Source organism: Paenibacillus sp. FSL R7-0026 (genome assembly GCF_038004485.1).
Lineage (GTDB): Bacteria > Bacillota > Bacilli > Paenibacillales > Paenibacillaceae > Paenibacillus > Paenibacillus xylanexedens_A.
In genome coordinates, this window is the sequence record NZ_JBBORG010000001.1 from 764,774 (window position 1) to 778,366 (window position 13,593).

Annotated in this window: 11 protein-coding genes and 1 other annotated feature; of the genes, 6 read left to right on the forward strand and 5 right to left on the reverse strand. The window is 48.1% G+C overall.

Translation table 11 applies throughout. The annotated features are described in order from the left end of the window. The first annotated feature begins 194 nt into the window (after positions 1-194). From MKY44_RS03590 to MKY44_RS03610, 5 genes are all read left to right on the forward strand, one after another. Positions 195-1,478, forward strand: a complete 1,284-nt coding sequence (locus tag MKY44_RS03590) for an ABC transporter substrate-binding protein (protein WP_341006049.1) — start codon at positions 195-197, stop codon at positions 1,476-1,478. Positions 1,479-1,617: 139 nt separating this feature from the next. After that, a complete protein-coding gene (locus MKY44_RS03595; protein ID WP_047841423.1) occupies positions 1,618-2,520 on the forward strand; it encodes a carbohydrate ABC transporter permease in 903 nt (300 codons plus the stop codon). A 2-nt stretch (positions 2,521-2,522) separates the two neighbouring features. After that, positions 2,523-3,362, forward strand: coding sequence for a carbohydrate ABC transporter permease (locus tag MKY44_RS03600; RefSeq protein ID WP_017690747.1), 840 nt, complete (start codon positions 2,523-2,525; stop codon positions 3,360-3,362). A 105-nt stretch (positions 3,363-3,467) separates the two neighbouring features. Further along, positions 3,468-4,676, forward strand: a complete 1,209-nt coding sequence (locus MKY44_RS03605; protein WP_445670672.1) for a rhamnogalacturonan acetylesterase — start codon at positions 3,468-3,470, stop codon at positions 4,674-4,676. A gap of 476 nt (positions 4,677-5,152) precedes the next feature. Next, positions 5,153-5,569, forward strand: a complete 417-nt coding sequence (locus MKY44_RS03610; RefSeq protein ID WP_341006051.1) for a sensory rhodopsin transducer — start codon at positions 5,153-5,155, stop codon at positions 5,567-5,569. 87 nt (positions 5,570-5,656) lie between these two features. Here the strand turns inward: MKY44_RS03610 and MKY44_RS03615 are convergent, their stop codons facing one another. From MKY44_RS03615 to MKY44_RS03635, 5 genes are all read right to left on the reverse strand, one after another. Then, a complete protein-coding gene (locus MKY44_RS03615; RefSeq protein WP_341006052.1) occupies positions 5,657-6,814 on the reverse strand; it encodes a Ger(x)C family spore germination protein in 1,158 nt (385 codons plus the stop codon). Next, positions 6,811-8,280: a spore germination protein gene (locus MKY44_RS03620; protein WP_341006053.1), complete on the reverse strand. Its 1,470-nt coding sequence runs from the start codon at positions 8,278-8,280 to the stop codon at positions 6,811-6,813. The genes MKY44_RS03615 and MKY44_RS03620 overlap by 4 nt, the downstream gene beginning before the upstream one ends. Beyond that, complete coding sequence (locus MKY44_RS03625; protein WP_253429951.1) at positions 8,261-9,367, reverse strand: GerAB/ArcD/ProY family transporter; 1,107 nt, start codon at positions 9,365-9,367, stop codon at positions 8,261-8,263. Before MKY44_RS03625 ends, MKY44_RS03620 begins: the two co-directional genes overlap by 20 nt. A 69-nt stretch (positions 9,368-9,436) precedes the next feature. Next, complete coding sequence (trpS, locus tag MKY44_RS03630; RefSeq protein ID WP_341006054.1) at positions 9,437-10,429, reverse strand: tryptophan--tRNA ligase; 993 nt, start codon at positions 10,427-10,429, stop codon at positions 9,437-9,439. Between the two features lie 143 nt (positions 10,430-10,572). Continuing rightward, positions 10,573-10,886: a binding site (T-box leader), on the reverse strand. A gap of 27 nt (positions 10,887-10,913) precedes the next feature. Continuing rightward, positions 10,914-11,849 (reverse strand): DMT family transporter, encoded by a 936-nt coding sequence (locus MKY44_RS03635; protein ID WP_341006055.1) that lies wholly within the window; start codon positions 11,847-11,849, stop codon positions 10,914-10,916. A gap of 159 nt (positions 11,850-12,008) precedes the next feature. Here MKY44_RS03635 and MKY44_RS03640 point away from each other — a divergent pair, with 159 nt between their 5' ends. Then, positions 12,009-13,403 (forward strand): aminotransferase-like domain-containing protein, encoded by a 1,395-nt coding sequence (locus tag MKY44_RS03640; RefSeq protein ID WP_341006056.1) that lies wholly within the window; start codon positions 12,009-12,011, stop codon positions 13,401-13,403. The last annotated feature ends 190 nt before the right edge of the window (positions 13,404-13,593 follow it).

The window sequence follows — 13,593 nt, forward strand, 5'->3', positions numbered from 1 at the left end:
TGTCTGGGGAGGACGAACAGCGCCGAGAGGAGGCTGTTGTCCTCCTCTGTTTTTTGAACCAACAAGACGGTTTTGTGTATTCAACTCTGGTCGTACATTTGCGAAAATGACATTAACAAGTTTGTGAAAGCGTTATCAGTAACGAAGGGATAACTCGTTCACACAACCATATCAACATAAAAGGGGAGATTGGCATGGTGAAAAAGGCAATATTCCTGATGATGGCTGCTTTGCTCGTGTTTACAGCGGCATGTAGCTCAGGTGGAGGAACTGAAGGAGCATCTGGAGATGACTCAGTTACCCTGCGGATCGCTTGGTGGGGCTCGGATGCAAGGCATGAATATACACAGAAGGTCATCGACCTGTACAAAACGAAAAACCCGAATGTCAAAATCGACGTGGAATATGCTTCATTTGATGACTACTGGAAAAAGCTCGCGCCACAAGCAGCTGCAAATCAGTTGCCTGACATCGTTCAGATGGATATTTCCTACATCAGCCAATATGCACAGAATGGTCAGCTTGAGGATCTTGCTCCATATCTGGGCAATCAGATCAAAGTGGACGATGTGTCCGAGAACGTTATTAGCACAGGTGTAATTAACGGCAAACAATACGGGGTACCTGCCGGTGTTAACGTTCTGGGCTTCCAATATGACCCTGCTTTGCTTCAAAAAGCGGGAGCGGAAGCTATGCCTGAAAATATGACATGGGAATCATACGAAGCACTGGGTAAACAAGCCGCAGAGAAAGGCCTGTATTTGGATGGAGGGGTAGCTCCTGATATCTTCTTCCATTACTTCCTGCGTACCAAAGGACATTCGCTTTACAATGCAGAAGGAACTGGCCTTGGTTATGATGATGACCAATTGTTTGTTGAGTTCTTCGGACTTATGCGCCGCATGATCGAGCAAGGTGCAGCACCTACGCCGGATGTAGCCAACCAAACCAAAGGTATTATTGAGGAATCAGACCTCGTGAAGGAAAAAGGAATCGGCGTATGGCAATGGTCCAACCAGTTCGTAGCCTTGCAACAGGTAGCGAACCGTCCACTCGAAATCGCTCCAATGCCAGGACCGGATATGGAAAAAGGACTATATATGCAACCAAGTATGTATTGGGGTGTAACGTCTAACTCCAAAGTGAAGGAAGAAGCGGCTAAATTCATTGATTTCTGGGTGAATGACGTGGAAGCCAACAAACTGATCAAAGGTGAGCGCGGTGTGCCAATCTCAGGAGCAATCAAAGAAGCCATCGCACCTGAGCTGAGTGACGCAACAAAACAGGTCTTTGAATTCGTAGCAGCCATGGAGCCTAAGGCATCACCAATGAGTTCTCCGCCACCGGTTGGTTCACCTGAAGTAATCTCTGCTCTGGCAGATGTGGTTGAAGAGTTGAACTTTGGCAAAATTACACCTGAACAAGCAGCAGAAACATTCCGCAAGAACGCCGAATCTGTACTTGCTAACAATAAATAACAGTTGAATGATGGCTTGCTCGTCCCACCTCAGGGATGGTCGGGAATGGGGCTACTCGCGAATGCGAGGGCCTTTCCCCGTCCAGATGACCGAAGCCAGGATGAGGGAGCAAGCTGATCCATGAAGGAGGTTCGTTCCATTGAGGCAGTATTCGTCGTTACGTAGAAACTTAACTGGATATGCGTTCATAAGCCCGTTTATTATTGGATTCCTGGGCTTCACACTCATCCCCATGTTTGTGTCCTTATATATGTCGTTCACGAGTTATAACTTGTTCACTTCTCCGCGGTGGATTGGGCTTGATAACTACACCAAAATGTTTTTTGATGACCCGAAATATTGGAACTCGGTCAAAGTGACGTTTCTGTATGTATTCATTGGGGTACCGTTAAGGTTGATCTTTGCCCTCTTCGTAGCGATGGTCCTGAACACTGGCTCTCGTATGATTGGAACGTACCGGACGCTGTATTACCTGCCATCCATTATCGGTGGTAGCGTGGCTGTATCCATCATGTGGCGTAACCTCTTCAGTAATGAAGGTGTTATCAACAGTGCTCTAACGGCAATTGGGATCGGGCCTATCAGTTGGTTTGGTGACCCGAATGCGTCCCTCGTTATGCTCATCTCACTGTCTGTGTGGCAGTTTGGTTCGTCCATGCTGATCTTCCTGGCTGGTCTCAAAAATATCCCTACTGAGATGTACGAGGCAGCAGGTGTGGATGGCGCGAATCCTATACGGAAATTTTTCAGCATCACCTTGCCACTGCTTAGCCCAATCGTCCTGTTCAATATGATTATGCAGACGATTGGAGCATTCATGACCTTCGTACCTGCCTATATTATCTCCAAAGGCGAAGGCGGTCCAATGGATGGTACGATGCTGTACTCCCTGTATCTGTTCCGTCAGGCATTTATGTTTAACAACATGGGGTATGCTTCGGCCATGGCCTGGATCATGCTCATCATGATCGGTATACTCACGGTAGCTGTCTTCCTGACATCCAAGTACTGGGTGTTCTACGAATCTGAAGGAGGGAAGTAACGATGGTTTGGAGAAATGTAAAATGGCCCATTTATCACCTGTTCGTTGCAGCTCTTGCCCTCCTGATGCTCTATCCCGTCCTATGGATGCTATTCAGTTCATTCAAGGAAAGCCGTACGATTTTCGTCACAGCGGATACCCTGTTTCCTGCGGAGTGGATCTGGAGCAACTATGTGGATGGCTGGAAAGGCACAGCTGGAAGACCGTTTATGGATTACATCACCAACTCACTTGTAATCGTGGTGATTTCCACCATCGGTGCTGTAATATCGTCATCGCTGATCGCTTTTGGTTTTGCCAGACTTAACTTCAAGGGACGTACATTCTGGTTCTCCTTGATGATGTTAACGCTGATGCTGCCACATGACGTGGTATTGGTTCCTCAGTACATCATTTTCACAAAGCTCGGCTGGCTGAACACTATCTTGCCAATCGTTGTCCCTACATTCTTCGGAATGCCGTTTTTCATCTTCCTGATGGTACAGTTCATTCGAACGATTCCGAAGGAACTGGATGAGGCTGCAACCATCGATGGGTGTAACAAGTTCAGACTGTATATCCAGATTATTATGCCGCTGATCAAGTCTTCTCTGGCGACTGCAGCCATCTTCTCCTTCTACTGGAGATGGGAGGATCTGCTCGGTCCGGTATTGTACCTGAACTCGCCTGATAAATACACCGTGTCGATGGCGCTGAAAATGTTCCTCGATAGCGAATCTGCTTCCAACTGGGGCGCAATGTTCGCGATGTCCATCGTCAGTCTGGTTCCGGTTGTAGCTGTGTTCTTCATCTTCCAGAAACAAATTGTTCAAGGGATGAGCACCAGCGGATTGAAAGGATAAGCCAGATTACTGTACCTTCGTATCTTCGCCCGAATGAACGTTTACGAAAGTTAACCAAGGAGGTTATCGCTTTTGAATAAAGCTCAGGGTAGTCAGGCCGTTGCCATGGGGGCAGCGGCAGAGGGCCAGGCAGTTTCCGTGACCAGCTGGAAGTTTAACTTTGGACCGGACTCGGGAAGAGCAGATGAGACAGGGGATTATCTGAAAGTAACTGCAACAACCGCATATGAGGAACGCGGAGGATACGGATTCGAGGCAGGATCTCTGGTGTATGAGAAACAACGCATTCGTGATGACGATGTGCCGGATCCCACGAAACAACATCATAACAATTCGGGGCAGACAACCATGTCTGCCCGATTGCGTTCAGGCTTCTGTATTCCACTCAAAGCATCGTTCATCGTGGATGTTCCCGATGGAACCTACCAAGTATTACTTGTCGCAGGTGATAAATTGGCTGAGACAGTGACCCGCGTGAAAGCTGGTGAAGGCAGGCTTGTACTGCCAACCATTCGCACACTTCCCGGACAATACGCAGAGGTTAGATTCTCGGTTGTTGTTCGCGCCGGCAGACTTCGTCTGTCATTCTCCGGTCCTGCACCGAGAATTAATGCTTTGGAGATTACTCTTGCGAATCAGACCATGACCGTATTTCTTGCCGGGGATTCAACCGTAACAGATCAGCCGGAAAGTGGATATCCGTATTGCGGTTGGGGCCAGTTATTGCCAGCACAGTTCAAACATGATGTGGCAGTAGATAATCACGCCCAGTCAGGCCGCAGTTCCCGCAGTTTTATTAATGAAGGCAGATTAAGCGCCATTCTGGAGCGAATCAAGCCCGAAGATTTTCTGTTTATTCAATTTGGACATAACGATGAGAAGCCGGACCCTGAACGTGGTACGGACCCATTCACAACATATAAGGAATATTTGAAAAAGTATATCGATGCTGCACGCGAAGCCAAGGCTCGTCCAGTGCTCATCACCCCGGTGCATCGTCGCTATTTTGCGGATGATGGCACATTGACCGATACCCACGGCGATTATATCATCGCCGTGCGTGAGCTGGCAGAAGAGGAAGATGTTCCGCTGATCGATCTGGCTGAGCGCAGCCGTCTTCTGTTCGAGCAGGCGGGCGTTGAAGGCACTAAGGACGACTTTATGTGGGTGCTGCCAGGCGAGTATGTGAACTTCCCCTCAGGCGTGGAGGATAACACGCATTTTCAGGAACGCGGTGCTCGCCGCCTTGCCCAGCAGTTGGCAGAAGCCATCCGCGAGTTAAAATTGCAACCGTTGCAGATGTATCTGCGGTAATAAGTATCAGTATCAGTAGAGGATCTAATTCTATTGTTCTAGGGGATAAGTTCCCGCAGGATTTTAAGTCCTGTGCGTCTGTATTTAAGCCAAGCGAGTTAATTAAATAACGAGCCAGCAAAAGTTGCCCAGCGAAGAGCGAAGGCAATAATCTTTAAATCGGTCCGGCGAGCGTAGCAGCGAAGAAGGGCGGAATCGGGTAGAGGGAGCGAAGCGTCCGCCTTTGGAGCGGGATTTCCCCTGCTGAGGGGAAATGAATAGAAATCCCGAGCCAACAGCGGCCCACAGCCCGATCCGCCCGCCGAAGCGGCTGCCCCGCGAGCCCACGGGTTTTAAGAGTTGCCCCCGCGAATGAGCCAAAGAAATCCCGAGCCAACAGTGGCCCACAGCGCGATCCGCCCGCCGAAGCGACTGCCCCGCGAGCCCACGGATTTTTAACCTATATTGCAATCGCAAAAAAAGGAGGATGTATTTCAATGATACCTGACCAGACAGAATCAGGCACATCTGCAAGTAAGAATGTTTCAGCAGCTACAGGTCACACCTACTGGGTCATTCCGGATGGTTACATTCCCCCGGAGAGCCGGGGCACATTGGAGAGTCATGAGAGCATCTGTGTACTGAACACCAGTGCCACGGATGCGGAGCTGCATATCACGATTTATTTTGAAGACAGAGAACCACTCGAAGGTATTGTCGCTGAAGTGCCAGCAAGAAGGACAAAGCATATTCGCACTGCATCGCTACGATCCGGGGAGCAGTCTATTCCGCCAGGCGTGCCTTATGCGATTACGGTTTCGAGCAATATCCCGGTTATCGTCCAGTACAGTCGTTTGGACACGACCCAGCCTGAATTGGCTTTGATGAGTGTCATGGCGTATCCATTAGGATAACTTCCCCAATCGACAGCATAGCTGGAGATGGTAAGAAGCCCCGTAAACCTTGCATCCAATGCAGGCACGGGGCTTCTTTTTCTTCATTTATTCGCTGTATTTATACGTGCTCGCATTAAGGATATCCACGTGAACCTCCACTTTTCCAAGCTTAAAACGTTGGAGTGGATCCGCCCGATTGTATACTTCCTGTTTCCATAAGGGAAGGTTGTGGCGATATAAGTGTTCCACAAGACCGTATGAATCAATCTTGTGTGACTTGGTTTTTTCGAACGTATCTCGGATTTGGGATTCGATCTGTTTTTCGGCTTCTTGTTCCATGGCATGAGGCGTGCGTGGGGCTCCATGGTCTTCGGTGATGGAACTTTTGACCGAGGTAACCAGATCAAATGTGACGCCATCTCCTTGTTTCCTTGCCTTGATTCTAGTCTTGGGATCACGAAGCATCAGGGTTAAATCAGGAGTCTTTCGACCATTCCCATATACGTATAGTGGGTACTGATGTACGCGCTCATAATTTACGTATCGTGTACCGTCTGCGTCTGCTCCTGCAACTCTACCCTGACTTGTGCCTTTGGAAATCACATAAAATCCATCCATTCTAACAAGGGGGGGAGTTTTATCCCCGTTGAACCAAGTCTCGTTCCTCGTTGACACCGAGGGTAAAAGAACGACAGAAGCGGGCTCCCGTAGTCCATCAAGAAGCTGATGGAGCCGGATAGGTTCGTAACCGGAATGCTGTTTGTATAGCCTCATGGGCTCAAATAACTCAATGGTCTGGGCGGATTGGTTCAGCAGCGCAGAAGGGGAGAGCACGTCCGGAATGTTATGTTCTGTCGCGTAAATCCAGGGTGTATATCTCAGTTGACCTGAATGCAGCAACGTGTTAAATATATCCTCCAGCTTCCCGTCGAGAGCATTTTTCGATAAAACAATGGCTTTAACATGAGTCCAGAGCGTTTGCTGCTGTGACGTTTCATACAAGTCGTTAATAGCCATGCTCAGTGTTGTACCTTCGCCCCGTCCAATCCAGATATCCCTTGTCTCCCGGGAAGTTGGTGTTTCCTGTTTTGCGATACTGGAGAAGTCAATCAGTTGGGCATACGTAATATACTGGTTGTCCACATAGTCTATTCCTATTGCCGTGATGAAGTTAATACTTTGCACCTCTTTGGAATCCCAGCACCCCGTTAGCAGGATCAAACAGCTTATAAGAAGCCCACTTATGGATACCCATCTTTTCACGGACGCTTCCTCCGGCGGGTGGAATCCTGGGTATGAAGTGCTGCTGGACGTTTGGTTCTTTTCATAGAAGGGGGCATGGATACGGCCTGCGTGAAGTCTCCTGGAATGTAGGGAGATACGGGTGACAGATAGGATACCCCATAACACTCCAACGATACGAGGTGCACCAAAAGAGCGAACAGTCCGATCATAAATCCAAATAATCCAAGGATCGAAGACATAATGAGCATTCCGATACGAATGTGTGCAGTAGCCCCGCTCAGCACGGTGTTCACGAGAATATAGCTGGAGATGACCGAGATCGCTACCGTGACTATGATGGTGGGAGACGTAATCCCGGCACGAATGGCTGCATCCCCGATGATAAGTCCACCGACCACACTGACGGTCTGGCCCAATGCACGTGGTAACCTGCGACCGGCTTCGTTAAATAGCTCAAACATAAAAATCATTAGAAATGCTTCGAGCGTCACCGGCATGGGCAGGCCCATCCGAGTACCGGCAATCGTAGCCAAGAGAGGTAACGGAATCTGTTCCACATTGAAACTGGTCAGGCCGATGTAGAAGGCTGGGAAGAAACAGGCAATCAGCAGACCGGAAATACGCAAAATCCGTTCGAAGGTAACGATGAAAAAAGGTGTGCTTTCGTCTTCCGGAGACTTCAACTGATTGAAAAGTGTAGTTGGTGCGATGACCGCCACGGGAGAGCCTTCAATGAGAACGGCAAAACGTCCATTTAACAGGGAATCGACGACAAAATCAGGACGTTCGGTATTATCTGTAAGTGGAAAGATACTCCGAATCCCTCCCATGACAGCTCGCTCCATGATTGAGGTGCCCAGAATGCCGTCAATCTCAATCTGATCCAGATTGTGTCTTGCTTCTTTCAGAATGTCTGGGTTGATAATATCTTTTACATATAGAAGCCCGATAGATGTCTGGGTACGACCGCCTTTGACATATTTCTCGTAACACATTGAAGAGGTTTTCATTCGTTTGCGAATAAGGGCAACGTTCGTGGTGAGTTCTTCGGTGAATCCATCGCGCGGGCCTTTAACTGATGTCTCAATAGCTGATTCTTCGGGACTGCGTCCCGGGATATCAGCAATATCCACACTGCAGGACTGTACACCATTACCGAAAATGATCAGTAGTTGTCCACTAAATATCAACATATTAAGCTTGTTAGTATCTGTGAGGTCATCCAACGGATTCAATGTTAATCCCAGTTCTTTAGGATGTGATTCCTCAATGATCAGGGAGTGCTGTTCCAGACGGGGAATAATAAATTGGTTAATTTGTTTACCGTCGACGAGACCGTCACAATAAAGCAGGATTACGGGCTGATCAGATTCGTCTTTAACAGGAAAAGTCTGAATAACGACATCTGCACATGGATTGAACTGCTCTTTCAAAGAGGCAAGCAGTGTTTCATGGGACTTGGTGTCAATCGCTTGATGCTCCATGATGTTTCCTCCTCTGGTGGCGTGAATGGATAAAGGCAACCGTCGTTGCGATAATCGCAAGTCCGCTCAGATACACGAGATTGAACGGAAATATGTATTCGACCAGAAGCTTTTCGAAGGTCATATCATCCAGAGGATACAACATGGTTAGAATAAAGAAGACACCTAACGAGATACAACTGATAAGCCTTCTGGTAGAGCTCTTAATATTCCATATTTCTACTACAATATACATGGCGAGACTAATTCGGGTGAATGAGCCTGCGAGCCATTGGTAGATGGAAAAGAAGTCGGTTTGAGCGATGTATTTGCCCAAGGAGGCAATTCGCCATTCTTCAAAGGCGGGATATCGCATTTTGGCGGCTTCAAAAGGATCGAATTCTACAATCGCCCCGATGAGTGGGCCGACAGTCAGTCCCACAAGAATGAGTGCGAGCATCAGATACTGCCATACACGTATACGTTTGGTGAGATGAGGCTGGATATACCAGATGAACAGCAGTTCAAACATGCCTGCAAGACTGTAAATCATGCCATTTAACACCGGATGCCAGCCATGTTCTAACACAGGCAGGAGACGACTGTAATCCTTGTATTGAGTGTTCACAATGGCAACATAGAAGCCCAGCAGTACCACCAGTGGAAGGATCAATCCTGCCGTAAATGCCAGTGAGCGGATGCCTTTATATGCCCCATAGGCACAGAGAGACATGAGGGCAATACTGGTTACCAGAATTGGCGTTTCTGTCAGGTAATTTGTTTTGGCCCAAGTCGTGGTATCGTGCAGGGTGAAATAGATTGCGCTCAGAAAAAACAGACTGTTACCAACTCGAAAGAACAGGCCAATAGGCTTGCCGAGACGGGATGTTAACCATTCATGCAGGGTTTGATGCTGGAGGAAACGAGAGACATAGGCGAGCATTAGCGCAAATATTAGAAATGGTCCGGCTGATAGCAGGACGGAAATCCAAGAATCCCTTTTGGCCGCAGCCAAAAGGGCAGGAATAATCAGAACATGGCTGATCAAGCCAACGGACAACATGATCAACATCATAGCTTGTAAAAAAGAAGGTTGTGTTCGTTTCATGCTGAGGGGTCCCCTTTTCCCAATAGACTGTCCTCAGCAGTGTTAACGTGATTGGAGCGCTTCATACCGTCAGTCGAAATAACGAATACCCATGGCTTCTCTTACCTCTAACATCGTTTCCCGGGCCGCTTTCCTGGCCTCACGGGTACCCTCAATAAGAATCTCTTTCACCTGATCATCACGCTGTACATAATAATTCCGTCGTTCGCGAAAAGGAGCAAGCAGATCATTGATGGCTTCACCTGCGATCTGTTTACAATCTTTGCATCCAATCCGCCCCTGACTGCAACTGGCATGTATTTCGTCTGCGTTCTCCTTGCGGAAAAGCTGATGATAGGCAAAAACAGGGCAGATATCCGGGTGTCCTGGATCAGAACGATGGATGCGGGCAGGATCAGTCTTGGCCTTGATCAATTTGGCTTTTACATCTTCAGGACTTGCATTTAATGAGATCGCATTCCCCATGCTTTTGCTCATCTTACCAACGCCATCCAGTCCTCCAAGCCGCTCTCCGGTCAAAATGCGGGGTTCGGGGAGAATGGGAGCATATAACTCGTTGAACCGCCGAACCAATTTTCGTGCTGTCTCAATGTGAGGAATCTGATCTTCCCCTGCCGGAACAAGGGTGGCTTTACAGAATGCAATATCAGCAGCCTGACTGACCGGATATCCAAGAAATCCGTAGTACAGGTCGGTATATCCACGATCACGTGCTTCGCTCTTGATGGTCGGATTATGCCGGAGTGTATTGACGGTAACAAACATGGAGAAGATCACAGTCAATTCCGCAATTTCCGGAATCATGGATTGAATGAACAGGGTAGCTTTGTTCGGATCAATGCCTACGGCGAGGTAATCAAGCGTGACTTGATGAACACTATCTGCAATCAGGCCAGGTTGATCATAGTGGGTGGTGAGTGCCTGAACATCTGCCAGTAAAATATAGGTTTTGTACTCTTCCTGCAATTGCACCCGACTGCGCAGGCTGCCTACGTAATGGCCGAGATGAAGTTGTCCGGTAGTCCGATCTCCTGTCAAAATAATATCCTTGTTTTTGTTCATGGTTTATTCTCCTTTGGTTTTGTAATTTTTCAACGTTGAGCTGTCGCCACCAGCCGTCTTCCACGACCATCACCTCCTTTCAGCCTGCAAAAAAAATCAAAAAAAAGCTTCGTCTTTTATCCCATTTCCCGGTTGGGAACAGAATAAAGGACGAAGCTTGTGCCTCGCGGTGCCACCTTCATTGGCCGCTCTGTTGCGGCCCACTTGAGGGATACGGATGAGGCATCTACCAGGAGCCCGTTTATGAGCTTCCATGCCTATCGATATCCTGTCCATGGATAACGGCTGGACATGCCGCCTCGCCTACTGAAAGTGTGTATTCCTAGGAACGGATACAGACTCTGTTCAACTCGGAACTCCGAAGCCCATTTCCACATATCCGATGCACCGACTTCCACCACCCGCCGGCTCTCTGTAGCATCCTGACATACGTACTTCTCTTCATCATCGAGGATAACAAATGTTTACAATTTCCAGAATTATATCACGCTTTGATTCCACTGACCAGCCTGTGTTTGCGACCGCTCATATTGGTGCCAAGCACACCGGCGATAATCAACAATGCACCAATATAGTGATAGCTACCCACTGGTTCATGCAATATCCATGCACCTCCTACGATGGAGATGAGCGTGGACAGATTGCTGAATACACTCATTTGCGAGGCCTCCAGATGGGTCAGGGCATAGCTCGCGAGCAGGGTGGAGATCATGGTGGAGAGAATTGCCAGATAAGCGAGTGCACCCAGATAGGATGTATCTCCAAGCGGTTTGATGTAGTCCATCATGGAACCGCTGGACGCATGCCGGATCAGGGAAGCGGCGTTAAATACAATACAGCCAACCATCAGTGTGACCCAGGTTAATTCCATTGGTTTATACTTCTGGGTTAATGGTCTCGCAAGCACACCATACCCTGCAAAACAGACCGTGGATAGTAGCAATAATGCAATACCCTTCAGGTTACCTATAGACATGCCACTTCCTTGCATTATGAAAATAAAGACCACTCCGGCGACAGACAGTAGCAGGAACAGCTTCTGCATCGTTGATGTTCGTTCTTTCAGGAAAACTGAAGCGAGAACGAGTGTGAATACAGGGGCCATGGCCTGAATAATACCGGCTTCCGATGAGTTGGAAGAGACAAGTCCAAAGGCTTGAAAGGCAAAAAATAAGACGGGAGATAACAGCCCCAGTGGAATGATGCGCCACAGATCACGAAGGCTCAGTCGGATTTTGATCCAGCCAAAAATGACAGGAATGCTCACAACGATCAGCGACAGGGCGAATCGGTGGGCAAGCACATCAATCGGATGTGCAACAGTGACGGTCATTTTAACAAATAAAAAAGATAGACCGATAATAGCTGCGTACAATACAGCTGCGATATAAGCGTATCCCCGGGTGTGTGTTGTGTTCATAAATGCTCCTCCAATACAGTAGTCATAGCGTTTTATCTTTCATTATCCTGAATTATGTCAGGTTCGAGGCACGTCCTGGCCTTATTCAATATACTGCCGGGTGCATCGTGCTAAAATAGATAAAAGGTTGAACTGTATCGGTACAGTTGTTGGAGAGGGATGGGTGCATTGAGAAAATACGAAGTGATTGCCGAAGCGTTAAAGCAATGGATTCAGGAACAGATGCAGCAGCAGGATCGTCGCCAGTGGGCAGATAAGGGCATTCGACTGCCAGCCGTTCGAGTTGTAGCAGATCAATATCAATGCAGTGTAAGTACAGCGATTCGTGCATATGAGTGGCTGGAGCAACGGCATTTGGTGTACGCCATACCTCAATCTGGCTATTATGCTGTACAGAACGGGACAGGTGCTCAGGACATGGACTGGCAGGGAGCGTTGGACTTTGCTTCAGCTGCACCCGATCCAAGGGTGTTCCCTTATGCAGACTTTCGTCATTGTGTGGATCAGGCGATGGAGAAGAAACAGGCAGAGTTATTTATGTATGGCACGGATCAGGGATTACCTTCGCTTATTCTGCTGTTGCAGAAGCAGTTTGCGGATTATCAGGTGTTTGCGAGAACAGAGCAGTTCTTTATCACGTCAGGTGTGCAACAGGCACTGGCTGTACTTGCATTGATGCCTTTTCCCAATGGAAAGAGAAAAGTACTGCTTGAACTACCGACCTATCACAATATGCCCTCGCTACTGAATGGATTGAATGTGCCGATTGCCGGTGTGAGGCGTGCCTTGGATGGGCTGGACTGGGCATCACTTGAACGTCAGTTTGCTGAAGGAGATATCAAGTTTTTCTATGTCATGCCACGCTTTCACAATCCAATTGGCACATCGATGACTGTTGCTGACAAGAAGAGACTGATCCGGCTTGCACAGCGGTACGATGTCTATCTGGTGGAGGACGATTATCTGGCTGATCTGGAGGACAATACGAAACAGGACCCGCTATGGTCTTATGATACGGAAGGCCGGGTCATCTATCTGAAGAGTTACTCCAAAATTTTGTTTCCAGGTCTGCGCATTGGTGTAGCTGTTCTGCCCTCACCACTAATTCAATCTTTTGGGGCTTACAAAAAAATGCTCGATATCGACACTTCCGTTCTGTCTCAAGCTGCTCTGGAGATCTATGTCCACAGCGGAATGTTTGCTCATCACAGAAAAGTGATTCGTAACCGCTATGCTGCCCGGATGCACACGGTTCATGAGCAACTGGACTCATATCCAGACTTTGCTCCATTTAGGGAGGCTCCTCGAACAGGAGGGGAGCATACCGTATTACCTTTGGCGGGTGATATGCCGCTTCGTGTTCTGCTGTCCCGGCTTCAAAAGCGCGGAGTCATCGTTGATACGACTGAACGGTATTATCCGGAGGGAACATATCAGGTGCATCAGGATCAGATGCTGCGCTTGAACATCTCCAATGTGCCGAAGCAGCGAATCGAGGAAGGGATACAGAAGATCCGGGAGGAAATTTTGAAACTTCAGATCAGTCAGAGATAAAGACAAAGCTATAACAGCAAGGCCATTACAATAAAACGCATATAGTTGTTAAACTTAGCATCTATCTAGTCATATTGGCCACTCACCACTGTCTGTATATAACAAAAGGCGTCCACACAAGTTGATCACTTGTTGGACGCCTTTTCCTCGAGTTGCTATCTATCAACGATGCAGCTTGTACGCTACATTG

Bases quoted from the DNA above. Each gene is read 5' to 3' on its own strand.
- MKY44_RS03590 (WP_341006049.1), top strand. From the start codon at position 195: ATGGTGAAAAAGGCAATATTCCTGATGATGGCTGCTTTGCTCGTGTTT.
- MKY44_RS03600 (WP_017690747.1), top strand. From the start codon at position 2,523: ATGGTTTGGAGAAATGTAAAATGGCCCATTTATCACCTGTTCGTTGCA.
- MKY44_RS03605 (WP_445670672.1), top strand. From the start codon at position 3,468: ATGGGGGCAGCGGCAGAGGGCCAGGCAGTTTCCGTGACCAGCTGGAAG.
- MKY44_RS03610 (WP_341006051.1), top strand. From the start codon at position 5,153: ATGATACCTGACCAGACAGAATCAGGCACATCTGCAAGTAAGAATGTT.
- MKY44_RS03620 (WP_341006053.1), bottom strand. From the start codon at position 8,280: ATGGAGCATCAAGCGATTGACACCAAGTCCCATGAAACACTGCTTGCC.
- MKY44_RS03625 (WP_253429951.1), bottom strand. From the start codon at position 9,367: ATGAAACGAACACAACCTTCTTTTTTACAAGCTATGATGTTGATCATG.
- trpS (WP_341006054.1), bottom strand. From the start codon at position 10,429: ATGAACAAAAACAAGGATATTATTTTGACAGGAGATCGGACTACCGGA.
- MKY44_RS03635 (WP_341006055.1), bottom strand. From the start codon at position 11,849: ATGAACACAACACACACCCGGGGATACGCTTATATCGCAGCTGTATTG.
- MKY44_RS03640 (WP_341006056.1), top strand. From the start codon at position 12,009: ATGGGTGCATTGAGAAAATACGAAGTGATTGCCGAAGCGTTAAAGCAA.